This is a genomic window from uncultured Rhodococcus sp. (genome assembly GCF_963525155.1).
GTDB lineage: Bacteria > Actinomycetota > Actinomycetes > Mycobacteriales > Mycobacteriaceae > Rhodococcus_F > Rhodococcus_F qingshengii.
Genome location: NZ_CAURKP010000069.1, coordinates 1 through 26925 on the forward strand (window position 1 = coordinate 1; position 26925 = coordinate 26925).

At 61.3% G+C, this 26925-nt stretch carries 24 protein-coding genes, 2 tRNA genes and 1 pseudogene; 17 read left to right on the forward strand and 10 right to left on the reverse strand.

The window, feature by feature from the left end; genetic code table 11:
- Positions 1-181 precede the first annotated feature (181 nt).
- Both RWT78_RS15465 and RWT78_RS15470 read left to right on the forward strand, forming a co-directional pair.
- A complete protein-coding gene (locus tag RWT78_RS15465; protein ID WP_003944491.1) occupies positions 182-1573 on the forward strand; it encodes a glycine--tRNA ligase in 1392 nt (463 codons plus the stop codon).
- 94 nt (positions 1574-1667) lie between these two features.
- Positions 1668-2249, forward strand: a complete 582-nt coding sequence (locus RWT78_RS15470) for a dihydrofolate reductase family protein (protein ID WP_003944459.1) — start codon at positions 1668-1670, stop codon at positions 2247-2249.
- On the opposite strand, the gene RWT78_RS15475 is transcribed toward RWT78_RS15470, so the two are convergent.
- Positions 2224-2715 (reverse strand): MepB family protein, encoded by a 492-nt coding sequence (locus RWT78_RS15475; protein WP_003944469.1) that lies wholly within the window; start codon positions 2713-2715, stop codon positions 2224-2226. The genes RWT78_RS15470 and RWT78_RS15475 overlap by 26 nt on opposite strands.
- 48 nt (positions 2716-2763) lie before the next feature.
- Positions 2764-3129: a nuclear transport factor 2 family protein gene (locus RWT78_RS15480; protein ID WP_314676492.1), complete on the reverse strand. Its 366-nt coding sequence runs from the start codon at positions 3127-3129 to the stop codon at positions 2764-2766.
- A 138-nt stretch (positions 3130-3267) separates the two neighbouring features.
- Here RWT78_RS15480 and RWT78_RS15485 point away from each other — a divergent pair, with 138 nt between their 5' ends.
- Positions 3268-4074, forward strand: coding sequence for a helix-turn-helix domain-containing protein (locus RWT78_RS15485; RefSeq protein WP_054827649.1), 807 nt, complete (start codon positions 3268-3270; stop codon positions 4072-4074).
- Here RWT78_RS15485 and RWT78_RS15490 read toward each other — a convergent pair.
- Together RWT78_RS15490 and RWT78_RS15495 are read right to left on the reverse strand one after the other, a co-directional pair.
- A complete protein-coding gene (locus RWT78_RS15490) occupies positions 4049-4786 on the reverse strand; it encodes a polyprenol monophosphomannose synthase (RefSeq protein ID WP_003944487.1) in 738 nt (245 codons plus the stop codon). The two genes, RWT78_RS15485 and RWT78_RS15490, sit on opposite strands and share 26 nt — an antisense overlap.
- 99 nt (positions 4787-4885) lie before the next feature.
- A complete protein-coding gene (locus RWT78_RS15495; RefSeq protein ID WP_064113212.1) occupies positions 4886-6952 on the reverse strand; it encodes a TPM domain-containing protein in 2067 nt (688 codons plus the stop codon).
- 180 nt (positions 6953-7132) lie between these two features.
- Between RWT78_RS15495 and RWT78_RS15500 the strand changes: the two genes are divergently transcribed.
- From RWT78_RS15500 to dnaG, 3 genes are read left to right on the forward strand one after another with little or no spacing between them, the layout of a single operon-like run.
- Complete coding sequence (locus tag RWT78_RS15500) at positions 7133-7711, forward strand: YdcF family protein (RefSeq protein WP_128638009.1); 579 nt, start codon at positions 7133-7135, stop codon at positions 7709-7711.
- A 5-nt stretch (positions 7712-7716) separates the two neighbouring features.
- Positions 7717-9015 (forward strand): deoxyguanosinetriphosphate triphosphohydrolase, encoded by a 1299-nt coding sequence (locus RWT78_RS15505; protein ID WP_314676493.1) that lies wholly within the window; start codon positions 7717-7719, stop codon positions 9013-9015.
- Between the two features lie 48 nt (positions 9016-9063).
- On the forward strand, positions 9064-10983 hold the full coding sequence (gene dnaG, locus RWT78_RS15510) for a DNA primase (RefSeq protein ID WP_003941578.1): 1920 nt from the start codon (positions 9064-9066) through the stop codon (positions 10981-10983).
- 1 nt (position 10984) lies between these two features.
- Here dnaG and RWT78_RS15515 read toward each other — a convergent pair whose 3' ends face one another.
- Positions 10985-11236 (reverse strand): hypothetical protein, encoded by a 252-nt coding sequence (locus tag RWT78_RS15515; RefSeq protein ID WP_003941570.1) that lies wholly within the window; start codon positions 11234-11236, stop codon positions 10985-10987.
- Positions 11237-11372: 136 nt separating this feature from the next.
- Between RWT78_RS15515 and RWT78_RS15520 the strand changes: the two genes are divergently transcribed.
- Positions 11373-11445 (forward strand) — tRNA-Asn (locus RWT78_RS15520).
- Positions 11446-11549: 104 nt separating this feature from the next.
- Here the strand turns inward: RWT78_RS15520 and RWT78_RS15525 are convergent.
- Positions 11550-12173: an HAD-IA family hydrolase gene (locus RWT78_RS15525; RefSeq protein WP_314676494.1), complete on the reverse strand. Its 624-nt coding sequence runs from the start codon at positions 12171-12173 to the stop codon at positions 11550-11552.
- Between the two features lie 132 nt (positions 12174-12305).
- A complete protein-coding gene (locus tag RWT78_RS15530) occupies positions 12306-12503 on the reverse strand; it encodes a hypothetical protein (protein WP_003941659.1) in 198 nt (65 codons plus the stop codon).
- 177 nt (positions 12504-12680) lie between these two features.
- Here RWT78_RS15530 and RWT78_RS15535 point away from each other — a divergent pair.
- Positions 12681-12754: transfer RNA gene (locus RWT78_RS15535), tRNA-Ile, on the forward strand.
- 1706 nt (positions 12755-14460) lie between these two features.
- Here RWT78_RS15535 and RWT78_RS15540 read toward each other — a convergent pair.
- On the reverse strand, positions 14461-14751 hold the full coding sequence (locus tag RWT78_RS15540; RefSeq protein ID WP_003941646.1) for a hypothetical protein: 291 nt from the start codon (positions 14749-14751) through the stop codon (positions 14461-14463).
- A 49-nt stretch (positions 14752-14800) separates the two neighbouring features.
- Between RWT78_RS15540 and RWT78_RS15545 the strand changes: the two genes are divergently transcribed.
- Complete coding sequence (locus tag RWT78_RS15545; RefSeq protein WP_003941650.1) at positions 14801-15319, forward strand: DinB family protein; 519 nt, start codon at positions 14801-14803, stop codon at positions 15317-15319.
- Here the strand turns inward: RWT78_RS15545 and RWT78_RS15550 are convergent, their stop codons facing one another.
- Positions 15320-16792 carry a mannitol dehydrogenase family protein gene (locus RWT78_RS15550; RefSeq protein WP_314676496.1) on the reverse strand — a complete coding sequence of 491 codons (1473 nt, stop codon included), beginning with the start codon at positions 16790-16792 and terminating at the stop codon, positions 15320-15322.
- A gap of 7 nt (positions 16793-16799) precedes the next feature.
- Positions 16800-17810 (reverse strand): NAD(P)-dependent alcohol dehydrogenase, encoded by a 1011-nt coding sequence (locus tag RWT78_RS15555; RefSeq protein WP_037129735.1) that lies wholly within the window; start codon positions 17808-17810, stop codon positions 16800-16802.
- Positions 17811-17949: 139 nt separating this feature from the next.
- Here RWT78_RS15555 and RWT78_RS15560 point away from each other — a divergent pair, with 139 nt between their 5' ends.
- From RWT78_RS15560 to RWT78_RS15595, 8 genes and pseudogenes are all read left to right on the forward strand, one after another.
- Positions 17950-18948 (forward strand): sugar-binding transcriptional regulator, encoded by a 999-nt coding sequence (locus RWT78_RS15560; protein ID WP_054827191.1) that lies wholly within the window; start codon positions 17950-17952, stop codon positions 18946-18948.
- A 63-nt stretch (positions 18949-19011) separates the two neighbouring features.
- A complete protein-coding gene (locus RWT78_RS15565; protein ID WP_399552009.1) occupies positions 19012-20364 on the forward strand; it encodes an ABC transporter substrate-binding protein in 1353 nt (450 codons plus the stop codon).
- Positions 20361-21311 carry a carbohydrate ABC transporter permease gene (locus RWT78_RS15570; RefSeq protein ID WP_019748978.1) on the forward strand — a complete coding sequence of 317 codons (951 nt, stop codon included), beginning with the start codon at positions 20361-20363 and terminating at the stop codon, positions 21309-21311. The genes RWT78_RS15565 and RWT78_RS15570 overlap by 4 nt, the downstream gene beginning before the upstream one ends.
- The gene (locus tag RWT78_RS15575; protein ID WP_314676499.1) at positions 21311-22177 is read left to right on the forward strand and encodes a carbohydrate ABC transporter permease; all 867 of its coding nucleotides are present in this window, start codon (positions 21311-21313) and stop codon (positions 22175-22177) included. The genes RWT78_RS15570 and RWT78_RS15575 overlap by 1 nt, the downstream gene beginning before the upstream one ends.
- A gap of 27 nt (positions 22178-22204) precedes the next feature.
- A complete protein-coding gene (locus RWT78_RS15580; protein ID WP_042450146.1) occupies positions 22205-23299 on the forward strand; it encodes an ABC transporter ATP-binding protein in 1095 nt (364 codons plus the stop codon).
- A 95-nt stretch (positions 23300-23394) separates the two neighbouring features.
- Positions 23395-24312, forward strand: a complete 918-nt coding sequence (locus RWT78_RS15585) for a carbohydrate kinase (RefSeq protein ID WP_314676500.1) — start codon at positions 23395-23397, stop codon at positions 24310-24312.
- A gap of 95 nt (positions 24313-24407) precedes the next feature.
- Complete coding sequence (locus RWT78_RS15590; RefSeq protein ID WP_314676501.1) at positions 24408-26624, forward strand: MMPL family transporter; 2217 nt, start codon at positions 24408-24410, stop codon at positions 26622-26624.
- 18 nt (positions 26625-26642) lie between these two features.
- Positions 26643-26925 (forward strand): annotated as a pseudogene (locus tag RWT78_RS15595) (sensor histidine kinase); the annotation flags it as partial.

A 26925-nucleotide genomic window follows, 5' to 3' on the forward strand; every position in this document is an offset into this window, starting at 1 on the left:
GGGTAGATCATGATGTCCGGGCATAGCCATCTCACCACATTATTGCAAATCACTTTCATTTTGATATGCACAAGTATGCATGTCAACCTTGGACGGAAGTGCGTGGCAGCCGCCAGATAGGCTGATGGTGCGAAAAGCGCACGAAAATCATGCATCTATTACCCAGATGGAGAGCAATCGAGTGGCACCCAAGTCCAAGATCGAAGCCGTTGTCAATCTCGCCAAGCGGCGAGGCCTGGTCTACCCGTGCGGTGAGATCTACGGCGGTACCAAGTCCGCATGGGACTACGGCCCATTGGGTGTCGAGCTCAAGGAGAACATCAAGCGCCAGTGGTGGCGCAACATGGTCACCAGCCGCGAGGACGTCGTCGGCCTCGACTCGTCGGTGATCCTGCCCCGCGAGGTGTGGGTCGCGTCCGGTCACGTCGGTGTCTTCAACGACCCGCTCGTCGAGTGCCTCAACTGTCACAAGCGTCACCGTCAGGATCACCTGCAGGAGGCGTACGCGGAGAAGAAGAAGCTCGACAACCCGGACGACGTCTCGATGGATGTCATCGGTTGCCCCGATTGCGGCACCGTCGGCCAGTGGACCGAGCCGCGCGACTTCAACATGATGCTCAAGACGTACCTCGGCCCCGTCGAGAGCGAAGAGGGCATGCACTACCTTCGCCCCGAGACCGCACAGGGCATCTTCGTGAACTTCGCCAACGTGCTGACCACCTCGCGTAAGAAGCCGCCGTTCGGCATCGGCCAGATCGGCAAGAGCTTCCGCAACGAGATCACCCCCGGCAACTTCATCTTCCGCACCCGTGAGTTCGAGCAGATGGAGATGGAATTCTTCGTCAAGCCGGGCGAGGACGAGCAGTGGCATCAGTACTGGATCGACTACCGCCTTGACTGGTACACCGGCCTCGGTATCAACAAGGACAACCTGCGTCTGTACGAGCATGCGCCGGAAAAGCTTTCGCACTACTCGAAGGGCACGACCGACATCGAGTACCGCTTCCACTTCCAGGGCAGCGAATGGGGCGAGCTCGAGGGCATCGCGAACCGTACCGACTTCGATCTCTCGACGCACTCCAAGCACTCGGGCACCGAGCTGAACTACTACGACCAGACGACGGGCGAGCGGTACACGCCGTACGTCATCGAGCCGGCGGCCGGTCTCACGCGTTCGCTGATGGCCTTCCTGGTCGACGCCTACACCGAGGACGAGGCGCCCAACTCCAAGGGCGGCGTCGACAAGCGCACAGTGCTCCGCCTGGATCGTCGACTCGCTCCCGTCAAGGCTGCCGTTCTGCCGCTCTCGCGTAACGCGGACCTGACGCCGAAGGCCAAAGATCTTGCAGCGCAGCTGCGTCAGAATTGGAACGTCGAGTTCGACGACGCCGGCGCCATCGGTCGTCGTTACCGTCGCCAAGACGAGATCGGTACACCGTTCTGCATCACGGTCGACTTCGACACCCTCGAAGACCAGGCTGTGACGGTGCGTGAGCGTGACTCCATGGCGCAGGAACGCGTCGCCCTCGATCAGGTGGAAAGCTACCTGGCCGCACGGCTGATCGGCTCCTGATTCTCGTTCGAAGCTGACGGGCGGTCCTTCTCAATCGAGAAGGACCGCCCGTTTTCTCTTTCCCCGATGGTCCTTCAGGCGCAGGATCGAAGTTATGAGAAAACTCAGCGTGACCAACAGCGTGACTCTCGACGGTGTCATGCAGGCACCTGGTGGGCCGGACGAGGACCGTCGTGGCGGATTCGAGCACGGTGGGTGGGCAGCACCCTTCAACGATTCCGTCATGGCGCAGAAGATGGGGGAGGGGATGGCGAAGAAATCGGAGTTGCTGTTCGGACGCAAAACCTACGAAAACTTCGCCTCGTACTGGCCGTTTCAGACCGACAATCCGTTTACCGAGGTGCTCGACAACACGCAGAAGTACGTAGCGTCAAGGACTTTGGGTGAACCGCTGCCGTGGAAGAACTCGACCTTGTTGAAAGGTGATGCCGCCGAAGCGGTCGCCACGCTCAAGGAAAGTGAGGGCCCGGATCTGGTGATTCTGGGCAGTGGCGACTTGATCACGTCCTTGGCCGAACGGCGTCTCGTCGACACCTACACTCTGCTGATACATCCGCTGGTTCTCGGAACTGGGCGCAGATTGTTCCCCGACGGAGCTGCGCTCGCTCAGTTCACCCTCACCGACAGCGTCCCCACGACAACAGGCGTCATCATCGCGACGTATCAGTTGAGCTGAACGCAGTTGAGCTGAACACAGTCGAGCTGAGTACATCAGGGAACTCGCCGAAATGCCGGATCTGCCAGCGCTGAGTTCTGACTGCTTGCGCGCTGGTCGGCGTAACCCAGGGCGCATAGACCCGGACAGCGCGCTTACCGCCGGAGAAGTTCGTCGAGACGATCTCGTGTTCGACGAGGGTTTCGACGGGAAAGACGAAGTGCCCCGAATGCTCTTCGTCGTAGACCTTCACCACAAACAGCGCGACGCCGTCGCTGGTGTCGAATGGGCGGATGGGCCCGGCCTCGGAACGGCGCCACAGCGTGACGAACTGACCGAGCTTGGTCGGCGTCGTCTTGGCGGTTCGATAGACGGAGGCAAGGCCGTTGACGGTCAACGTGTGAGCGCCGTACTCAGCACCCTCGGACTCGGGAATCGGTGTGGACCAGGTAAATCCGTCGGCGTTCATCGGCACCGATGATGCCACGAACCACCGACAGCCTTCGTGACGAACGCTGTCGGTGGTAGTCCCGATTCAGGCCGAAGGCACCTTGTCGAGAAACCCGAGGACAAGCGTCACCCGGCCGTCGTCGTCGCGTTCGAGTACGTCGAATCCGTCGATCAGTGACTCGGCCCCCGACGGGCCGAGAGTCCAACCGAATCGAGCCTGTCGGTGATGCGCGTCCACCGGTCCGACGAGGGTGAAGTGCATGCCCGGAAATTGTTGCTGCACAGCGTTGATCATCGCGTCGATCTGATCGTGTCCGGTGACGTCCGCGAGCGGATCGGTGTAGCGACCGTCGGGTGCGAACAATTGCTCGATCCGTGCTTTACGGGCGGTGGTATCGGTTTCGTTCCACATGTCGATGTAGGCGTCGGCGATTGCGTCGAAGTCGCTCATGGTCGCTCCCTTGATCAGTTTCCGGTGGTGAATGTCCGGCGGTCTCGCCGGCTGAGACCACTGTTCCTCCGAAACTGCTTCGGGTCGATTACCTCTGAGGTCATGGCCTCGGCTACCTCGGGTCGCTAACTTGAAAGAATGACCTTCGAGACGATGGACGTGGGCTCCGAACTCAAGCGGTGGCGGGAGCGGCGAAGGCTCACTCAGTTGGGACTCTCGGCGGCGGCAGGAGTGTCGACCAGGCATCTGAGCTTCATCGAAACCGGCCGCTCCAAGCCGAGCCGGGACATGATTCTTCACCTGTCCGAATGTCTGGATGTTCCTCTACGACAACAGAACACGCTTCTGCTGGCAAGTGGCCACGCGCCGGAGTACTCGCAGAAGTCGTTGGCAGAAGCGCCGATGTCAGCGGTGAGTGAGGCCATCGATCGCATCATCGACGCGCATGACCCGTATCCGGCCGTGGTGGTCGATCAGCAGTGGGAGATGGTCGCCGGGAACCAGGCCGTGGGAATTTTGACCGCGGGCGCCGCTGATTTCCTCCTGGAACCACCGGTGAACGTATTGCGTCTGAGCTTGCATCCCGAGGGCATGGCGCCGCGGATCGTGAACCTCGCGCAGTGGCGGGCCCACCTGCTCACAAGGCTGGCTCGGGAAGTGGAGGTCAGTGCGGATGCGCAGCTGTCGTCGTTGCTCGACGAGCTGCGCGCCTATCCGAGCGGCGGAGACTGGCACGACGACCGCGCGAATTCCCTGCTGGTTCCGTTGCGTGTACGCGTCGGCGATACCGAACTGGCGATGTTCAGCACCACCACCGTGTTCGGTACGCCGCGCGACGTCACGCTCGCAGAGATTGCGATCGAATCGTTCTACCCGTCGGACACGCAGACGGCCGACTACTTTCGATCGGCCGCCGAGGTCACAGGGACTTCTTGCCGAACTTGAGCTTCCACGGCACCAGAGCAGACTCCAACTGAACCGAGAGACTCATCTTGGAGACGCCTTCGGTGCGCTCCTCGAAGCGGATGGGCGTTTCGGCGATCTTCATGCCGCGCTGAACAACTCGGTAGTTCATCTCGACCTGGAACGCGTAGCCGTTGCTCTGCACCGATTCGACGTCGATGTCGCGCAAGGTCTTTGCATGCCAAGCCTTGAAGCCGGCGGTCGCATCCTTGACGTGCAGTCGGAGAATGGCGTTGACATAGAAGTTCGCCCAGGCGGACAAGGCCTTGCGGTGCCACGGCCAGTCGCCGGCGACTGCGCCGCCTTCGACATAGCGGGAGCCGAGAACGACTGCCGCATCGGTAGTGGTGAGGATCTCGATCATGGCGGGGATCGCTTCGGACGGGTGCGAGAGATCAGCGTCCATCTGAATGACGATGTCTGCGTTCTCCGCCAGAGCCCGGCTCATGCCCGCGACGTAAGCACGGCCGAGACCGTCCTTGACCGTGCGGTGAAGCACTCCGACCGGGATGGGACCATCGATACCCAACTTGTCCGCAACCTCGCCCGTTCCGTCGGGGGAGTTGTCATCCACCACGAGGACGTGCAGGTTCGGGATCTTCAACGCGGCGAGGCGATCGACGAGCTTTGGCAGGTTCTCACGCTCGTTGTATGTAGGTACAACGACGGTTATCTGCGGGGCGACGCTTTCCATAACACCTTCGTATGATCTGTGATCCCGACTTGCCGGATGAAGCGTACGACGAGTGCGGTCGTGAACAAAGTAGGGATTTTACTACCTCGACGGGATCCGTCAGAACCGGCCGCCGCCGCCTCGACTGGTTCGGCCGCCGCCCCCGCCGCCGAAACCACCGCCGCCGCCACCGCGACCGGAGCGTCCGCTGCTGCTCGGTCCGCCGTACGAGCGGGGCCCTCCGCCACCTCGCAGAATGCTGTTGATCAGGATGCCGCCGAGGATCGCTCCTGTCGCATCGCCACCGCCGCCACGGGGTCGTTGGTTTGCTTCCCAGGTGTTGACGTCGTTTTGCGCGGCGCGAAGTGAGTGCGTCGCCAAGGTGGTCGCGGCCTGGGCGTGTTGCAGCGCCTTCGACGGATCCGAGGCCTGCAATTGCTGGGCCGCCTGCAGGTGCCGCTGAGCCTCGGCGTAGCGAGTGCGCGCCTCCGCTCCGATCGCGCCGCGCCTGGTTCCGAGGAAGTCGCCTGCAGCGGTCACCTGAGCCTGTGCGGCCAGAATGTCCTGGGCGAGGCGCTGCTGTGCACGTTCGAGCTGCTGCTTCTGCTCCTGAGCGTCGGCAAGAAGCGCGTCGAGTTGGGCGTCGGCCGCGACGATCTGGTTGAAGGCTGTCAGCGGATCGCTGTCCTTCGACGTCTGAGCATTCGCCAACGCTGCCTGGGCCGCGGCCTTCGCGTCCGCCAACTTCTGCCCGCCCTGCGCCAGGTAAGCGTCCGCAGCGGTGATGCCCTGCTGGACGTCGTCCATCGCGGACGGAAGTGTCGCGATGGCGTTTCGGATGTCGTCGGCGGCGTGATCGACGCCGTCGAGTAGCTTGCGTGCCTGATCGAGGGCGGCTTCGGCCGTGCGAATCGCAGTGACGGCAGCGCCTTGCTTACCGGCCGGCAGTGCCGTCGCGTCTCGTCCTTCCTCGATCGACTTCTCGGCGAGCGTCAGGCGCTCACTCGCCATCGTGACGTTGTTCACGACCGATGCCAGCGTCGGCGCGGGGAATTGATCCTTCAATTTGGTCAGAATCGCCTCGGATTCGGGCAAGCGCACGCTGAGAGAAACAACACTCTGCGTCAACGCATCGAGGCGGGCGGGGGCGTTGATGAGAAGGTCGCGGAGTCCGTCGAATTCCTCGACGCGAGCTTCGAGTTCTTGGTCGGCTCGACCGCACGAGGAAATGATGTCGATCAGCATCTGTCGGCGTTGATCGGGAGTTTCCGGGATGGCGTCGTCGAGTCGCTGCCTGATCGCGAAGGCTTCGGCGAGGGTGGCCTTGGCCTTGTCGAATGCTGCCGAGAAGGGTGCGACGGCGGAATCTCCGAACTCGCTGCGGGCCAGATCGAGCTCCTCCTGGCTGCCGGCGATCGCGTTGTCCGTCTCGACGAGGATCTCCTTCGCGCGTTCGTCGAGCGTCGGCAGCGGGAGTGCGTTGAGGCTGGCGATGTCGTCGGGGGAGATGTTCTTCGCGGCTTCGACGCTTGCCTTGTTCTTGTCGTTCTTGCGCTTACGTGAGTACAGGACCACACCGCCCGTCCCGACCACCACAGCGCCGCCCGCGATGAGGAGTGTTCCGACTCCCATTCCGCCGCTCGTGTTGTTCGCGTCGCCGAGTGCGCCGGCTGCGGCAATTGCCGCGCCGGTCCAATCATCCTCGGCAAGAGCCGGTTCCACCGCGTCGGTATTGATCGATTCGATGTCGGAATCCGTGATGTTGCTCAGCTCAGCGGGCACATCGAGGTAGTAAGCACGCTCCGCCGTGGCAACTGCAAGCAGGACGGACTTGGTACTCAGCGTCGACTTCGTGGCTGTCTGCTGTGCCCACGCCTGGCCACCCAGGTTGTTGAAATCGGGGACGAACGCGACCCACAGATCGATCTGGTGGTCCTCGCCGAGTTGATCGATCGCGGCTTGTATATCGCTGCGTTGCCCGGAATCGAGGACCCCGGAGGTGTCGGTGATGTGATTCGGCAACACCATCGGGGCGTCCGCCGAGGCGAGCGCAGGACTGAAGACGAGCGCCAGCAAAGCGAAAATCGCAGCGACGGCGGCGGCGCTTCCCCGACGCCGAACGGGTCGGGTGGTTGTCCGACTCTGCTCTACCGAGGACAACTGCGCGAAGTGTGGTGCGAGGGCCATGACGCAAATCTATCCGTTGTGGCGCGTCGGCATCGGAGGTGATCGCTGCGAACTGGCAGAATTGCGGGAGTGAAACCTGCTTTCGGTAACCGCCCCCACGACCCATCACCCTCGCGGGCGGGCGGCTTCGGGGCAGGATTGGCTCGCTGGACGCGCCGTCTGATCGCCGGTGCGGTGTTGATGGCCGTGGTTCTGGTCGGGGGTACTGCGTTCCGGGTGTGGCAGGTGGCGCGCATCGACGACACGCGGCCGGCCGACGCGATAGTCGTTCTGGGCGCGGCTCAGTATTCCGGCACTCCGTCGTCCGTCTTCGAGGCCCGACTCGAGCAGGCGTACAAGCTGTACAAGCGCGGAGTGGCGCCGCAGATCATCACTGTCGGCGGTAAACAAGAAGGTGACGAGTACACCGAAGCGGCGTCGGGAAAGATGTATCTGACCGATCGCGGAATTCCTTCGAGTGCGATCACCGCGGTGGAGACCGGTTCGGACACACTGCTCAGCATCGACGCAGTCAGTGCCGAGATGTCTTCGCAGGGAATCAATTCCGCCGTCCTGGTCAGTGATCCGTGGCACTCCTTGCGGACACGGACGATGGCCCGCGACACGGGCCTTCAAGCGTGGACCGCACCTACTCGTCAGGGCCCGGCTGTGTTCACCCGCGAATCCCAGTTGCACGGAATCGCTCGCGAAACCGGCGCGCTGCTCTGGTATCAGCTCACGCACTTCTCGGCAGACTTCCCCTACACGGCAGGGCAATAGAGACCATGACAGCTCACACCACCTACGGAGGCGGCACCTACTCCGAACACGACCTCGAACGTCGTGTCGTCGAGGCGCCGAAGCGAGCGGGGTTGCCGGGTTCGCAGATCGCAGCGGCGCAGCATCGTTCGGACTTCTCGCGAGATCGGGCGCGTGTCCAACACTCCGCGGCTTTGCGGCGCTTGGCCGACAAGACCCAGGTTGTCGGCCCGCGCGACGGTGACACACCTCGCACGCGGTTGACGCACTCGATGGAGGTCGCACAGATCGGGCGAGGGATCGCCGACGGACTCGGTTGCGATCCGGACCTGGTGGACCTCGCCGGTCTCGCGCACGACATCGGGCACCCACCGTACGGTCACAACGGCGAGAAGGCCCTCGACGAAGTCGCCAAGGACTGCGGAGGTTTCGAGGGCAATGCGCAGAATCTGCGGATCTTGACCAGCCTCGAACCCAAGATCCTGCGCCCCGACGGTCTGAGCGCAGGCCTCAATCTCACCAGGGCGTCACTCGACGCAGCCATCAAGTATCCCTGGACCCGCCCTGAGCCCGGCGCGAAGTTCGGGGCATACGACGACGATGCGGAGGTGCTCGTCTGGGTTCGCGAGGGAGCGCCCGAGCGACGGCAATGCCTGGAAGCTCAGGTCATGGACTGGGCCGACGACATCGCCTATTCCGTGCACGACGTGGAGGACGGGGTGATCGCAGGCCGCATCGACCTTCGCTCGCTTGCCGATCCGTCCGAGCAGCGCGCACTGGCAGAACTGGGGGCCTCCGAGTTTCGCGGATTGGTAGTCGACGATCTGATCGAAGCCGCCCAACGGCTGTCCGAACTCCCCGTCGTACGCGGGGTCGGAAGTTTCGACGGAACGCTCGGGAGTTCCGTCGCATTGAAGAATCTGACGAGTGAATTGGTGGGACGCTTCGCCACCGCGGCGATCGCCAGCACCCGGCTGACACACGGTGACCGACCCCTCTCGCGCTATCAAGCCGACCTCGACATACCCGAGGCCGTCGCATCCGAGGTGGCATTGCTCAAGACCGTGGCGCTGTACTACGTGATGTCCGACGCCGGACACAAGGCGCGCCAGGATCGGCAGCGTGATCGTGTTCATCGCGTCGCGGAATGGCTGCTGGCAACTGCGCCGGCCGGGCTCGATCCGATCCTGCTGCCCGCGTGGGAACGCGCCGCGGACGACGGTGCTCGGGTCCGGGTGGTGGTGGATCAGATCGCGTCGTACACGGAGAGTCGGCTGGAACGGGTGGACAAAGCGAGCCTGGGCGCGCAGGCCAGTTGGGGCTGACGTCGGCAGCGGTCCGAGCTTGTCCGGCCACCGCCTAGACTGACTTACGTGGCGGGCCGAATTTCTGACAGAGACATCGCGGCCATTCGCGAACGCACTCGCATCGAGGACATCGTCGGTGAATACGTTTCACTCAAGCGTGCCGGTGGCGATTCGATCAAAGGTCTGTGTCCCTTTCACGACGAGAAGTCGCCGTCGTTCCACGTGCGACCCAACCACGGCCTCTACCACTGCTTCGGCTGCGGTGAGGGTGGTGACGTGTACTCGTTCCTGCAGAAGATGGATCACATCAGCTTCGTCGAGGCCGTCGAGCAGTTGGCGGATCGACTCAGCTACACGATTTCGTACGAGGGCGGCGGACCGTCCGTTCAGCGCGATCGCGGCACCCGTGCACGCTTGATCGCAGCAAACGCGGCGGCTCAGGAGTTCTACGCCGCTCGTCTGCGCGAACCCGATGCCCAGGCGGCTCGCGACTACCTCACCGAGAGAAACTTCGACGGTGCAGCGGCCCTGCAGTTCGGGTGTGGATACGCGCCAGAAGGTTGGGACACTCTCACAAAACACTTGATGTCCAAAGGTTTCGAGTTCAAAGAACTAGAAGCAGCCGGGCTGTCCAAAGAAGGTCGGCGAGGTCCGATCGACCGGTTCCATCGCCGACTTCTGTGGCCGATCCGCAGCGTCGCCGGTGACGTCATCGGCTTCGGTGCCCGCAAGCTCTTCGACGACGACACCATGCCGGGTAAGTACGTCAACACGCCGGAAACGATTCTCTACAAGAAGTCTCAGGTCCTGTTCGGCTTGGACCTCGCCAAGCGCGACATCGCCAAGGGACACCAGGCGGTAGTCGTCGAGGGCTACACCGACGTCATGGCGATGCATTTGGCCGGCGTCAAGACCGCCGTCGCTTCGTGCGGAACCGCCTTCGGTGAGGAGCACCTTGCGATGCTCCGTCGACTCCTGATGGACGACAGCTACTTTCGCGGTGAAATCATCTACACCTTCGACGGTGATGCCGCGGGGCAGGCCGCTGCGATGAAGGCGTTCGAGGGTGATCAGAAGATGGCCGGGCAGACGTTCGTCGCCGTCGCGCCCGACGGAATGGACCCGTGCGATCTGCGTCTGAAGTCTGGTGACGCCGCCGTTCGCGACCTCGTGGCACGGCGCACTCCGATGTTCGAGTTCGTGGTGAAGTCCATCCTCACCGAACACGATCTGGAGACCGCTGAAGGTCGCGTCGAGGCACTGCGTCGTACCGTGCCCGTCGTTGCGCAGATCAAGGAATCAACTCTGCGCGACAGCTACGCGAATCTGTTGTGCGGATGGGTCGGTTGGGACGATCTTCCGTCGGTTCGACGACGCGTGCGTGACGAAGCTCGCAAACGGGCGTCGACGCGCGGATCTTCGCCGGCGCCCAAGCGTCGTCAGGTTGTCGAGGCACCTGCCGCCGATGCGCTTGCGCTGCCGATCGGAATCTCCAGGCCCCGGCCCAACGACCCCGCGCTCTCGACGCAGCGAGCTGTCCTCAAGGCCGCATTGCAGCACCCTGGCATCGCCGGCAGTGTCTTCGACTCGTTGCCGCCCGAGACATTCACCCACCCCGCCTACGTCGTCATCAGACAGGCAATGGCTGACGCCGGTGGAACGAGCAAGGGTCTCGGCGGCGCCGAGTGGATCGAAGTCGTCACCAAGGGCGTCGAGGACATGACGGTGGCCTCGGTTGTATCTGAGCTGGCCGTCGAACCGATGCCGTGTGACGAAGACACGGTTCCGCGCTACATCAACGGAGTGCTCGCACGACTGCAGGAAGCGTGGGTGGGCGAGCAGGTTGCCGACCTCAAATCCAAGCTTCAGCGCGTTTCACCTGCTGCAGCCCCCGAGGAGTACAACTCACTGTTCGGCGACCTCGTGGCGCTGGAGCAGTATCGCCGACAGCTGCGTGAGCAGGCTGTCGGCGACCAAAGCGTCTGACCTAACGGTTTTTCTTCAACTGGTCGTGGGGGACCAGAATCGTAGTCTCCTCGTTGATCGGCTTCATCGGCTCGAGCTTGGGCTGAGTACTCAGTGAGTCGGCCAGCTTCTGCCGTGACGCGTCCAACACCTTCTTGGTGGCCGGACTGGTGGCCACCGCCTTCGCGGCCCGGCTGATCTGCTCGTATCGTGCGCGGCCCGCTTTGGTTCCCAGGACGTACCCAGCTGCAACACCGATCAACAAACGCATCATTCCTGCTTCCCTCCAGCACCGATCGTCCTGACTCCATCCTGCCTGATGACTCGCTGGGCAGGCGATTTGGTACTTCGGTGAAGGATTCGCTACAGTTTCTCAGGCAACGCCGGAACGGGCGAAGCGAGCAAGACAATCCCCTGTAGCTCAATTGGCAGAGCTTCCGACTGTTAATCGGACGGTTGCTGGTTCGAGTCCAGCCGGGGGAGCAGCAAAGCCCCTCACCTGAGAAATCGGGTGGGGGGCTTTCTTGTTGTGGTCTGATCTTGTTTTTGTCTGACCGCGTTTTGGTCAGATCTTGTTTTTGTCTGACCTAGTGCGCTCGCAGCAGACCCACCGATCGAAGTGCCGATTCGACGTCTGCCGCCTTGTTTGCTTGTTCGCCGCGAATTCCCAGCCGTCGAGCGCTGAGGACGTTCACCGGGTTGTCGTCGACGAAGAAGGTCTGCTGTGGACGCGCATCGAGCAACTCCAGCGCAGCCAGGAAGGCCGCAGGTTCGGGTTTGGTAGCTCCGAGCATGCAGGAGAAAACATGCTCGTCGATTGCCGATGGAGTTACGACACTCTCGATGGCGGCCAAGAGAACAGGTCCGTTGTCGGAGAGTGTGGCGACCACGACCCCCTCGCTTCGAAGCGCGATTGCGAGATCGATGACCGCGCGGTCCGGGATGAAGGCCTTGGCCCAGGCTCGGCGTAGCTCGTCGCGGTCACCAGGAAACCCGAGCCGTCGAAAGCGTTCCAGTATCGCGATTTCGGAGTGAATGCCGAGATCGCATTCCTGGTCGAACCCGGACGCGAACACGAGGGCATGAATCTCGTCTTCCGTGACGCCGGTGGCCGCAGCCAGTTCTGCGGCGCGACGGTCAGGCTCGAATCGACACAGCACGCCACCCAAGTCGAACAACACGAGTTCAGGTGGTCCGCTGTCGTTCGCCATGTCGCAGAGGATAGGCGGCATCAGCATCAGTGAACGCGAAGCGAAGATGATGGCGACGGAGATACGAAAAGCCCGACGCAATAATCTGCGTCGGGCTTTCGGTGGAACCGTCGAACTGTTCGGCCGGTGCGCTTACTTCGCTGCGCGATCCGAAGGCTCGAACAGTCGGATGATGTGGCTGGGGTTGATGTAGTAGACACCATTCGGAGAATTGAGAACGAGAGTGTCTTCGGTGAAATCGGTGACGGTGCCGTTCAGTTTCGCGCCGTCGGACATGATGATCCGGATCGTGGCCTTCGAGTTCTTGAATTCGGTCAGTGCAAGCTTCATGTGGTGATCCTGTTCCGTGGGGTGTGCACTCCCACGGTATCGGCTCATCGCGCCTGTGCCGACCAACCTTGGAAGACTCGACTCGAAAGAGTGCAACGCGTCACCGCCTGCCCGATTGTGATCCGCGTCGGATGTGCCGGTAACATTCGGATTCGCCGCGATGCATCGCATCCGGATGGGGCGGTAGCTCAGTCGGTTAGAGCCGTGGACTCATAATCCATTGGTCGCGGGTTCGAGCCCCGCCCGCCCCACATTCAGTTACCGTGAGCCCGCAGGTCAGACCCAATGACTTTTGTCGAAAGTCATGCTGCCGACGATCGCAACGGCGACAATGCGCAGAGTGCAATCAACAGGGCAGTTGCCCACAGGTAGTTGGTGCAGTTGCCCACATGTAGTTGGTATTGAATCGCACGCAACGCGCATGCGGTACGGCTGAGTTGATCCTTCGTGGTTACACAAGTAAGTGTCGTACCGCGATCGTCGATCCCGTTCGAGGTGAAAGTCTCGGATCCGGATACCCAATCCTCGACAAGTATCGGGAGCGCAGTGCAATTGGGCGCAACCGAGCGAGCGACGTGCCGGACGTGAAGGAAAAGTAGGTACCTATCCGGGTACTTCAGCGTATGTGCTCGACGTACAGAAGTGTCACGCTTTAGACGTGCCTACCGGTGTAGGTACACGGCAGTCGAGCCGTCCCCCCCGCGGCGCGGCTGCACCCAAATGTTGACGCGCTGACCGGCAGCCGACTGTCGGAAACGACTCCACGCGAGGAACGGCAACGATAGTGGGCCCCGCAACTGCGGGGCCCTTTCTCTGTCTGAAAAGCGCTGTCGGACTTGGGTCATCACCATTGAGGACTTCGTGCTCGATCACTGGAAATGAGAGCCAACGAGGGCTGTCTCGCCGTCCTTGTCTGCGTCGGATCCATTTTGCCGAGCTTCGTGAATTGCAGAATCCGCAGCCCGCGAGAGCTCAGTAGTTGCCTTGATCGGGTGCAAAACCGGGCAATCGGAACAAAACACTTGTCGATGCGTTACAACTATTGTTAAAGTGTAACGACGAACTGCAAGTGAACAGCAACTTGAAGGTCTCGCTACCGGAAGCCGATGGGCGCCGGGGGAGATTCGTCTGCTGTCGATGGACGCGACGCCGTTGGGCGGCACGGATAAAGGCTCTGTGAATTGCGCCGGGTCGCACCCCTGATCAACCTGACAGACCAACGTAACGGAGAACATACTGTGACAATCAAGAACTCGATCGGGCCTGGTGTCGAAGCCGATCATGGAAACAGGCTGTTTGGCAACACTATTCGATCAGCTGAAGGTGAGGCACTGGTCCAGCGGCTGAATGCCATGTTCGAGCGAGCGGACAGCGCAGGTCAGGTGGTGAATCAACGAGAACTCTCGACCGTGCTTTCTGTGCGGAGATCCGAGGGTTCGCCGGTCGACCGGTCGATTCCGGCGCCTGACAGGCTGATGCATGCGATCGAGGGACTCTCGTAAGAATCCCTTTCCCTGTTGATTTGTGCGGCCGAGTATTTACTGCGTTCGGAAGGGGTACATGTCGACTCGACGCCCTTCACGTGAGGGGCGACGAGACCCGTCGAGGAAATCGAAGTGATCGGTCCGTCGCCGACGAACGAGTATTTTGTCACGAACGGAATGACGTAGTTACGTCGTCGTTTGTAATTCTGTTGTGCGACCGGCGAATCAGGCCTCCGGCGTTGCTCGGTCGCACGATCCCGATTTCGCTGCTTCGAAGGCTTCTTGGGTGCGCTCACGCGCCTCAGCGTCGAATCCTCTCCAGTCGTCGTGCGGTCCGCTCATGTCATCGCGGACTCGATCGATCGGCGACGTGGAATCAGTCGGAGTATGTCCAGTTCTTCGGCCGATCCGAGTATCGACCGGCAAATCTTGTCGACGGAGTCAGATGCCGGATACCGGCACCGAAATACGGATCAACATTCACCTCGGGAAGCCGCATGAAGTGAATTGACTATCGCAGTCTGCTGTTGTGGTGTGAACGCTGCCCAGGCGCTGGCGGAACCCGCGAGTTCAGGGACATCGTTCCATCCAGGGCTCTGTAGCCGGGCCAACGCCGCCTCGACCGTCCCGAAAACTTCGAGGTACGCATGTGCGTCGTCGCATGTGAAGGCGAGTTCGTATGGTTCGGCGTCGCCCCCGTCCCCGCCACACGAAGTAAGCATCAGCGCGAATGGAATCGCAATACCGAGCATGATGCGCTTCATCGGCCAATCGAAGCAGACCGACTCCGCTCCCGCGGACTATTCTCGATGCATGCCGATCACCCCGGATACAAAGAACTGGACCTGGGTCCTTGAACGCCCATGCGGCGAGTGCGGGTTTGATTCGTCCGCTGTGGCGTTCGCGGATGTTCCAGATCTTGTGCGTAGCAATGCCATCTCGTGGGCCGAGGTACTGGAGCGCGAGAACGTGACGGTGCGGCCAGACAGCGAAACGTGGTCAGCGCTGGAGTATTCCGCCCACGTACGCGACGTGTTCAGGATCTTCAAGGTGCGGTTGGAACAGATGCTCGAATTCGACGATCCGAGATTCGAGAACTGGGATCAAGACGCAACAGCTGAGACCGAGCGGTACAACGACCAAGATCCGGCAACGGTGGCAACGGAGCTGGCGGATGCCGCCGCAGCGGTCGCGAATGCCTTCGAAACCGTGCCAGAGGGTAGCCGCCAACGACGGGGTCTCCGCAGTGACGGATCGGCGTTCACCGTCGAATCGTTGGCGGCCTACTTCATTCACGATCCGATCCATCACCTGCACGACGTCTCGGCGTAGTCAGAGCCCGCGCACCTCCTCAAGGGTTCTTCTGGCTCCGACGGAGTGCAACGAGTCGAGGGTCTTTCGGAAGCTAGCGACAAATCGGCGATCGTCCAAGAGATCGCCGAACACTTGGCGGTACCCGATGAAGGCCAACGGGTCGCTCGACTGTTTCTGGGCGAGCGGCACCAGAGTGTCCGACAGCTGATCGACGACGGTGATGGGATCTCCGTTCTCGTCTGTGCCCTCGGCGTAGCGTGCCCAGCTGGCGACAATTGCGGTGGACAGGTTGATCGACCCACCGGTGTCGAGTTGGGTCCGGATGACGGGCAACAGCCACTTGGGAATTCGATCGGACGACTCGGCGCACAGACGTGCAATCGTGTCGCGGACCTGGGGGTTCGAGAATCGTTCGATGAGGGTCTTCTTGTACTGATCGAGGTCGACGCCGGGTACCGGATCAAGGGTCGGCGTCGCTTCCAGATTCATGTAGTCGAGCAGGAATCCTGACAAGAGTTCGTCCTGGCATGCCTCGTGGACCAGACGGTATCCGGCAAGGTAGCCGAAGTACGCGATGCCTTGATGGCCGGCATTGAGAAGGCGCAGTTTCATCAGTTCGTACGGGCGAACATCCGGCACGAGATTGACGCCGGCATTCTCCAGAGGTGGCCTGCCTGAGGTGAACTCGTCCTCGAGGAACCATGCGGTGAACGGTTCAGCCGCGACCGGCCATTGATCTTCCACGCCAAACGTCTCGGCGATCTCGGTGGTCACCTCGGCTGTCGTGACGGGTGTGATCCGATCGACCATGGAGTTGGGGAAGGCGCCGTTCTCGTCGATCCATTCCGCAAGTTCGGGATCCTTCAGAGCGGCGAAGGCTCCGACAGCCGTCTTGGCGACCGATCCGTTGCCTTCGATGTTGTCGCAACTCATGATCGTGAACGGGGCGAGGCCCCGGTCGCGACGGAGTGCGAGTGCAGCACAAATCAGACCGAAGGTGGTGCGGGGGAGTGTTCCCGGCTCGAGATCGTGCATTACATCGGGATCGGACGCGTCGAACTCACCCGTAGTGTGCGAGATGTTGTATCCGCCCTCGGTGATGGTGAGAGATACGATTTTCGTCGATTCGGATGCCATCTTTTCGATCACCGCCTCCGGATCCTCCGGAGCGAACAGGTACTCGACGATCGACCCGATGACCCGGGCCTCGAGGGTTCCGTCAGAATGCTTGAGCGCCAGCGTGTAGAGGCAGTCCTGCGCGCGGAGAGCGTCTTTCATTCGCTTGTCCGACGGCATCACTCCCACTCCGCAGATTCCCCAGTCAAAACCCTCACCGCGTCGCAGGAGAGCATCGATGTACATGGCCTGGTGTGCACGGTGAAAGCCTCCGACCCCGAAATGCACTATGCCGGTGGTGACTTTGCTCCGGTCGTAGTTCGGCACTTCGAGTGCCGCATCGAAGTCGAGCAGGGTCTTCGTATTGAGTTCCATGAAAGTACTAGTCTCCTTCGGCGACAATGACTACGGCTTTGATGCTGCCGGGAATGCGATCGGCCACCAGGGCCTCTTGCGACTGTTCGAGTGAAAAGCGTGCTGTGACCATCGAATCCAGGTCGACGCGCCCGGCAGCGACCAGTGCGGCGGCGATCGGCCACGTGTTGGCGTATCGGAACACTCCGGTGAGCATCAGTTCGCGATTCTGAATGATCGGGACCGGCAACGGTATCTCGTCGGCACCCATTCCGACCAGAACGACGGTTCCAGCGGGCCGAACTGCGTGAATCCCGTCGATCACTGCGGCCGTGGCACCCGACGCGTCGATGAATGCGTCGACGGCCAGCGAGCGTACGTCGCTCTCACGTGGATCAATGACGGTTGTTGCGCCGAATTTCAGTGCCACATCACGCCGGGCCGCGTCGATGTCCGAGACGATGACTTCCGTCGCGCCGAATGCCTTGGCCACCTGCGTCGTCACGATTCCTACCGGGCCGGCGCCGGCGATCAACACCCGAGAGCCGGCAGTGATCCCCGCCTTCTGGGCTGAGGCGATCCCTACGGAAAGTGGCTCGAACAGCGCAGCTGCCTCGTAGGACACGGAATCTGCGATGGGATGGGCGAAGTCGGCACCGATCGTGACGTAGTCGGTCAGCGCACCGTCGATCGGCGGCGTCGCGAAGAACTCCATATGAGGGCAGAGGTTGTATCTGCCTGCCTTGGATTCGGGACTTGTCGGATCGGGCTTCTGAGGCTCGATGGAGACACGCTGCCCGATGCGTCTTGGGTCGACGCCGTCACCGACCGCGGCGATGCGTCCCGATGCTTCGTGTCCGAGAACGAGCGGTGAGTTGACTACGTAAGGGCCGATGCGACCTTCGTGAAAGTAGTGCGCGTCCGACCCGCACACGCCCACGGCATGGATGCGAACGAGGACTTCACCCGCCTTCGGGGACGGTCGTGGTCTCTCGACCATCTGCATCTTTCCGGTCTCGACGAGGACATTTGCCCGAATTGTCGCAGGTAGATCGACGGATTCTCCGGAAACTGTTGTGTGGGTCACAACGTAGATGTTAGCTTAATGAGCATAAGAACATCTAGTGAGCATTTGCTCACGATCGAGAAACTTTGAACCTGATGCACAAGGAGACCGTGTGAACCAGTCGGCTCAGCCCACAGGACTCAAGACGTCGAAGTTGCCCGCTTCCGAAGATGTGCGGCTCGCCTTGCGGGCAGCGACCATGTATCACCTCGAAGGTGCCACTCAGGCGGAGATTGCAGCGAAGTTGGGCGTCTCGCGGCCGACAGCCGGGCGACTGTTGGCCAGGGCGCGGACGCAAGGTTTGGTCAGGGTCGAGATTTTGGTACCGCCGGAGCTCGAAGGTTCGGTGAACACGGAGTTGGAATCGAAGCTGGAGAAGCACTTCGGGTTGGCCGAAGTGTTGATCGTCCCCGAAGCGATTTCGGATGCGGACGACCCGGACTTCGACGCACTCGGTCGAAGAGCAGCGGAAGTTCTGGTTCGTCGTCTGCAGCCGTCGAGCGTTCTCGGGTTTACCTGGGGTCCGGAAACCGTTGCGGTAGCAGGATCTTTGCCAGACAAGGCCGCGAAGTGCTCGGCTGTGGTACAACTTGACGGCTCCATGACGGTGACCGACTACCAAACCGGTGTCGACTTCACCATCGGCCGATGTGCACAACAGTTGCAGGCCAATCCTATTCGTCTCAACGCTCCGCTGTATGCCGACCCGGCGACTGTGGAGTCGATGCGAAACGACTCGGTGATCTCGAAGGCGCTGCAAGCCGGAACTGATTCCGACATCATGGTTTTCGGAGTTGGTGCCGTCTCGACTGCCACGACCTTGTTTGCCGGTAGCTTCGTCGACTCGACCATGCTGGACGAGTTGGAAAGTCGAGGCGCTGTCGGTGAAATCGGCGGCCGTTTCTACACGATCGACGGCAATCCAGTGGAGGGGCCACTGCCTGAGCGAACGGTCTCAGTATCGCTCGACGCAGTGAAATCCTGCGATCAGACGATTCTGATTTCGGGGGGAACACACAAACGCCAGGCCGTTCTGGGCGCATTGCGCGGAGGTTTGGCAAACGTACTCGTCACCGACGTCGAGTGCGCCCAGTGGCTGCTCGAAGGCTAGCGATCTCACGAGTTTCGCTGTCCGAGCGCGCGACTGACACGCAAGTGTGAAGGAAGGTAATCCGTGAAAACAGGAAGACGAGTGTGGGGCGCTGCCGCAGCGGCGCTCTGCCTCCTGGTGTCGGGATGTGCGGGCGCTGGTGCGCTCGGTGGTTCCGGCGAACGAACAGTCACCATCGCGATGGTGTCGAACTCGCAGATGCAGGACGCCATCAAGCTGGCGCCGGCTTTCGAAGCCGAGAACCCCGGCATCGACCTCAAATTCGTCAGCCTCTCCGAGAACCAGGCGCGCGCCAAGATCACGGCGTCGACGGCAACCGGCGGCGGTGAGTTCGACGTCGTGATGATCAGCAACTACGAGACACCTCAGTGGGCCGCAAACGGTTGGCTCACGAACCTGTCCGAGTACGCAGACACGACGCCCGGTTACGACGAGGACGACTTCGTACCGTCGATCAAGACTTCTCTGTCGTACGAGGACAGTATGTACGCGGTCCCCTTCTACGGGGAGTCGTCGTTCCTGATGTACCGCAAGGATCTGTTCGATCAGGCGGGGATTACAGTTCCCGAAGACCCGACGTGGCAAGAAGTCGCAGGTTGGGCAGCGCAGTTCGACAACCCGGACGCCAAGATGGCGGGAATCTGCTTGCGCGGAAAGCCTGGCTGGGGTGAGGTACTCGCACCGCTGAACACAGTGATCAACACCTTCGGTGGACGCTGGTACGACGAGAATTGGAATGCGCAGCTGACCAGTCCGCAGGTCGAGGATGCGGTTCAGTTCTACGTGGACACGGTCAAGGAGCACGGTCAGCCGGGTCCTGCCACAAGCGGATTCGGTGAATGTGCAACACAATTCGCGCAAGGCAACACGGCGATGTGGTACGACGCGACGTCGGCTGTGTCGGTTCTCGAGGACCCTGCGTCGTCGAAGGTAGTCGGCAACATCGGATATGCGAAGGCCCCGAAGGTCGAGAAGTCCGATCCTGGTTGGCTCTACACGTGGGCGCTCGGAATCCCGGAGTCGGCAAAGAACAAAGATGACGCCTGGAAGTTCATTTCCTGGATGACGAACAAGGACTACATCCAGAAGGTCGGAACCGAACTCGGCTGGTCGAGAGTTCCTCCGGGAAGTCGCCTATCGACCTACGAGATTCCGGAATATCAAGAGGCCGCACAGGCATTCGGTCCGATCACCCTCGAATCGATCAACAATGCAGATCCGAAAAACCCGACAGTGCAACCGGTTCCGTACACCGGCGTCCAGTTCCTCACCATCCCTGAGTTTCAGGACCTGGGCACTCGCGTCAGCCAGCAGATCAGTGCGGCCATCGCGGGTCAGAAGAGCGTGAAAGAAGCACTCGAACAATCCCAGCAGTATGCCGAGGTGGTCGGCAAGACCTATCAGGAGAACCGATGACTACGGTTGCCGAGCCCAGAACTACGGTGGACGACGCGCCACCGGTCCGTGTCGAAAAGAAGATCTCCCGCGCCGAGGGTTGGCGTCGTAGAGGTCCCCTGTTGCCGGCGTTGATCTTCTCGATCGTCGTCACTCAGATTCCGTTTCTGTTCACCCTCTACTACTCGACGCAGTCGTGGAACCTTGTCCGGCCGGGATCGCGGCACTTCAACGGGTTCGACAACTACATAGAGGTTTTCAAGGACAGTCAGTTTCGGGAAGTCGCGGTCAACACGGTCATCATGATCGTGGGTACGGTCATCGTTTCGGTGATCCTCGGACTCGCGCTGGCGCTGCTGCTCGACAGAGCCTTCCTCGGTCGCGGGATCGTGCGGACACTGCTGATCACGCCGTTTCTCATCACTCCCGTCGCCGGCGCATTGCTGTGGAAGACAACAATGTTCGACCCGGTGTTCGGTATCGTGAACTTCGTACTCCAGCCTTTCGGCGTCGGCCAGGTCGACTGGGTCAGTAAGTTTCCGCTCGCCGCCGTCATGATCAATCTGATCTGGCAGTGGACGCCCTTCATGATGCTGCTCATTCTGGCCGGTTTGCAGTCCATGCCCCGAGACATTCTCGAAGCCGCACGGGTGGACGGAGCCAAGCCGTTTGCGATGTTCCGCGAACTGACGTTGCCGCACCTGCGCCGCTTCATCGAACTCGGTGCAGTTCTGGGTGCGATCTACCTCGTGAACACTTTTGACGCGGTGTACATGATGACCTCGGGTGGGCCCGGCGTGGCCAGCTCGAACCTGCCGTTCTACATCTACCAGCGCGCGTTCCTCGGCTTCGACGTAGGTCAAGCTGCGGCGATGGGTGTCGTGACAGTGATCGCGACGATCATCGTGTCGACACTTGCGCTCCGATTGATCTTCAAGAGCTTCACCGGCAACGAGGAGGCGGCGTGATGACTGCCGTAGAGACGACAAGCGCGACGGCCGACAAGCCCGTCGTCAAGAAAAAGAAGAGCAGCAAGTTCAGTCCGTGGTCGGTTGTGGCGTGGATCGCCGCTCTCGGGTTTTTCTTCCCGGTCTTCTGGATGGTCCTCACCGCGTTCAAGACCGAGGCAGACGCCTACACGGATCCGCCGAAGCTGTTCTTCACTCCCACCCTCGAACAGTTCCGTGCCGTCCTCGACTCCGGTCTCGGCACGACGCTGGCAAACTCCGCATTTGCGACGGCCATGTCGACGATTCTTGTTCTGCTACTGGGTGTTCCGGCTGCGTTTGCATTGTCGCTTCGCCCGGTAGCCAAGACTCAGGACGTTCTGTTCTTTTTCATCAGTACCAAGATGCTCCCAGTCGTCGCTGCAATCGTGCCGCTGTACGTGATCGTCAACGACATCGGATTGCTCGACAACATCTGGGCGCTGGTCATCTTGTACACATCGATGAATCTGCCGATCGCAGTGTGGATGATGCGTTCGTTCTTTCTCGAAGTCCCCGGCGAACTTCTCGAAGCTGCCAGCATGGACGGCGCGAGTTTGTGGACCTCGGTTCGCGAGGTGATCCTCCCGCTGATCTCGCCCGGAATTGCTGCGACTGCGCTGATCTGCGTGATCTTCTCGTGGAACGAATTCGTCTTCGCCGTCAACCTGACAGCTGTTCAAGCACAGACGATTCCGGTCTTCCTGGTCGGGTTCATCACCGGCGAGGGCCTGTACTGGGCTCGGCTCTCCGCGGCAGCGACCATGGCGGCATTGCCCGTCATCCTGGCCGGTTGGTTCGCCCAGAACAAACTGGTGCGCGGCCTGTCCTTCGGTGCAATCAAATAATTCTCCTCACCCTCTCAGGAGTTCGTCATGGCTGAAATCTCGTACCAGAAAGCGTCTTGCATCTACGAAGGTGCCGGGACCCTCGCTGTCGATTCACTCGATCTCGACATCAACGACGGGGAGTTCATCGTGCTCGTCGGTCCGTCAGGTTCCGGAAAGTCCACGGCCCTGCGCATGTTGGCAGGGCTCGAGGACATCGATTCCGGCGCGATCACCATCAACGGCAAGGACATGACCGATGTCCCGTCCAAGGATCGCGACATCGCAATGGTCTTCCAGAATTACGCGCTGTACCCCAACAAAACCGTCGGGGAAAATATGGGGTTCGCGTTGAAGATGCGCGGTGTGCCCGTCGAGGAGCGTAAGAAGAAAGTGGCCGAAGCGGCCAAACTGCTTGACCTGACTGACTATCTCGACCGCAAGCCGGCCAAGCTTTCCGGTGGTCAACGGCAGCGAGTTGCCATGGGCCGAGCTATCGTTCGTGAACCGCAAGTGTTCTGCATGGACGAGCCGCTCTCCAACCTCGACGCAAAGCTACGCGTCCAGACCCGCACGCAGATCGCGGCGTTGCAGCGTCGTCTCGGAACCACCACCGTCTACGTCACGCACGATCAGGTGGAAGCGATGACGATGGGTGATCGCGTGGCAGTGCTCAAGGGCGGCAAGTTGCAACAATTCGCTTCTCCGACCGAACTTTACGATCGGCCGGCCAATGCGTTTGTTGCAGGCTTCATCGGATCTCCAGGTATGAACTTGGTAACGGCGCCGGTCAGTTCGGGTGGGGTGCGTTTCGGCGACGTCGAGGTTCCGCTGGACCGCGAGCAGATGGCGGCAATCGCTGCGGCCGGTCTGGCTTCGGTCACAGTAGGAATTCGGCCCGAGCAATTCCAGGTGGTCGCTGCCGGAGACGGAATCGCAGCTCAGATCGACCTGGTAGAGGAACTGGGCAACGAGTCGTACATCTACGCACACGTGCCTGGTACCGAAGCCGACCCGATCTCGCTCGTTGCACGCACCGGCGGGCGATCGAAGCTGCAGTACGGCCAGACGCTGGGCTTCGAGCGGGTGGACGGCCTTGTTCACCTCTTCGACCCGGCTACGGGCGAGCGTGTGGGTAGCTGAATCCCATCACAATCGTGACCTGCTCGGCACCCGAACTCGTTCGTGCCGAGCAGGTCACATCCATCTTCGACCGGTGAGAAGGTTAGGGTCTACCGATGAGTGATACACGCGAACGATCCGTCGTGGTGTGTGGTGAGGGACTGGTTGATCTGGTTCCGGTGGGGGAGAACTTCTCACCCAAGTTGGGCGGTGGACCGTTCAACGTTGCGATTGCACTGGGTCGACTCGGATCCGACGTGGGATTCGTCTCTCGCTTGTCCACAGACGCTTTCGGAGATCGGATGATCGACTCGCTGGCCGCGTCCAATGTCGACACAACTGGGGTCGAACGTGGGCCCGAGCCGACAACTCTGGCCGTCGTGAACCTTGCAGCGGACGGAGGTGCGCGGTATTCCTTCTACCTCGAGGGAACGGCGGATCGACAGTTCGCGCTGCCGAAACTTCCCTCTGCCCGGGCATTCTCGTTCGGAACGCTGTCGCTGGTGCTCGAGCCCGGGGCCTCTGCCTACGAAGCTTTGCTGCACGAAGCACACGCCCGCGGTCGACTCACCATGGTCGACCCCAACATTCGTCCGGCGGTGATCTCCGACCCGGACGCGTATCGACGACGGTTTCGTTCGTGGTTGCCCGCCATCGACATTCTCAAAGTGAGCGACGACGACGCGAAGTGGTTGGGTTCGGTCGACGGCGCCGAGTGGCTCGACGAAGGCGTCGGCGCCGTCCTGCTCACCCGTGGTGGTGACGGGTTGCGGTTGATCACCGAGGAACTCGATGTTTCGGTGCCGGCGCCCGCGGTCGACGTCGCGGACACGATTGGTGCGGGCGATACCGTTCACGGAGCCCTGTTGGCCTACCTTGATCGTCACGATGCACTCGACGTCGCTGTTGTGCGTGCGTTCTCCGAGGCAGATTGGTCGGCCGCGTTGACCTTTGCCGCACGCGCGGCAGCCGTCACCGTGTCACGACCAGGGGCGGATCCGCCGTGGTCAAGGGAGTTGGGCCGGCCCGTCTAGCACTGGGGACCACCGCCCTACTGCGAGCGCAGTACGTCGAACTGCCTACCTGTGCACGATGTGCGACGGGGTCGTGTATCGGCACAGTGACACGCATGTCGATATTCCTGTACAAACTCTCGCGACTCGCGTTTCGGCGCCGTTGGGCAATGGTGGGCTTCTGGGTCGTCCTGCTGGTGGCGGGCGGAGTAGGCGCAGCAACGCTGTCCGGTCCGACCGTCAATACGTTGTCGATTCCGGGCACCGAATCACAAGCGGCGCAAGATCTTCTGGCTGAAAGATTTCCGCAGTCGTCCACCGACGGAGCCAGTGCTCGCATCGTCTTCGAATCTCCGGCGGGCACGACGCTCACCGATCCGGCGATTCGACAATCCGTCAGTGACTTGGTCTCTGCGCTCGGGAAGGACCCCGAGGTTGCAGCGGTATCGGATCCATATGCCTCCGGCGGAGTGTCGCCGACTGGGACGATCGGATACATGCAGGTCTCTTATACCGCCGACTCGATCGACTTGCCGGACAGCTCGAAAGAACTGCTCGAGTCCGCCGTTCACGACGCTGCGGGTTCGGGACTGGCGATCGATGTCGCCGGCAACGTGCTGATGGAAAGCAGTGCCGAATCGATGGGCGAAGTGATCGGCGTCGCGATCGCCGCTGTGGTCCTGACGGTCACTTTCGGTTCGTTGGTGGCCGCAGGGCTTCCCTTGATCAGCGCGTTGATCGGCATCGGCATCGCGATCTGCACGATCACTATCGCAACTGGTTTCATCGAATTGGGTTCGAGCACAACCGTCCTGGCAATGATGCTTGGGCTCGCCGTGGCGATCGACTATTCGCTCTTCATCGTCTCGCGCTACCGCTCCGAACTACGTGACGGACATGATCCGGAAATTGCTGCGGGCAGAGCAGCGGGGACGGCGGGCTCGGCCGTAGTGTTCGCGGGGTTGACGGTGCTCATCGCATTGGCAGGACTGTTCGTCGTGAACATCCCGTTCCTGACGAGCATGGGTCTGGCTGCAGCATTCGCAGTTGCTGTTGCAGTGGTGATTTCACTGACGCTGCTGCCCGCCACGCTGGGATTTGCAGGGTCGCGCGTCATGAGTCGGTCTGATCGTCGACTGCTGGCGTCCGGCGGTGAACTGACACACCGGAAACAGTCGGAGGGGGCGGGCTCGCGATGGGCCAAGTTCGTGATCCGGCGTCGAGTTCCGGTTTTGCTCGCGTCAGTCCTCGGGCTGGGATTGCTGGCGATCCCCACCTTCGGAATCAACCTGAGTTTGGCTAGCCCACCAGTGCCCGACACAACTGCCGCCAGGGCTACCGACCGACTATCCGAGGGGTTCGGTGCCGGGTTCAGCGGTCCGCTCATGGTGGTCGTCGACGTTGCCGACGCCGCAGATCCGGCAGCGGCATTGAGCGGCGCCCAGGAAAAGCTCGGTGCTCTGCCCGACGTAGCGGCAGTGACGCCGCCAGCACTCAATCAGGCCGGCGATACAGCAGTCATCACAGTGGTTCCCTCGAGCGGCCCCGAAACCGAGGCAACAAAGGCGCTCGTCGCAGATATACGTGAGGTCGCCGGATCACTGACCGACGAGACCGGGGCCACGATGTCGGTCACCGGTCAGACAGCGTTGACGATCGACGTCTCGGACCGCCTGGCTGATGCCCTCGTTCCCTACCTCGCATTGGTCGTCGGCCTCGCCTTCATTCTTTTGATGCTGGTGTTCCGCTCGATCTTGGTACCGCTCAAGGCAACTCTCGGATTTCTGCTCTCGATCGGCGCGACGTTCGGTGTGCTGGTCGCGATCTTCCAGTGGGGTTGGTTCGCCGGCATTCTCGGAATCGAAGGCCAAACCGGATCAGTTGTGGCGATGTTGCCCATCTTCATGATCGGCATCGTCTTCGGGTTGGCGATGGACTACCAGGTGTTCCTGGTGACCAGAATGCGTGAAGCGTTCGTCCACGGTGACGGACCGGATGAAGCAGTCGTGAAGGGCTTCGACCAGGGCGCGCGAGTCGTCACGGCCGCGGCGCTGATCATGATCGCCGTTTTCGCGGGCTTCATCTTCGGCGGCGACGCCTTCATCATGCAGATCGGACTCGGACTCTCGTTCGCGGTTCTGTTCGACGCCTTCGTGATTCGTATGACCGTCGTACCGGCCGTCATGTCCCTGTTGGGCTCGAAGGCATGGTGGTTCCCCTCATGGCTGGACCGGTTGGTCCCGAACGTCGATGTCGAGGGGGAGCAGTTGACTGCGCTGCTCGCAGATTCGAAGGAATCCAGTGACCCCACGAGCGACAAGTTGTCGGTGTGACCCGGATACGGTAGATCGATGACTTCGACATCGACGTGGGGTCGATGGTGTGCGGAACACCCGCGCACCATCGACCTGGCACTGGCGATTCTCGTGCTCCTTGCCACGTGGACGGCGCACCGCATCGCGCTCGACGGCAATGACACCCGCGAGGTCACGGTTGTGGGAGTGCTTGTAACAGCGATCGCAGCGGCAACCATCGTGTTCCGAAGGCGCTATCCGTTCTCGGCACTGGCGGTGGCAGTACTGCTCGGCGTATTGATGATTGCACTGTCAGCGCCGCCGAATGCCGGCACAGGTT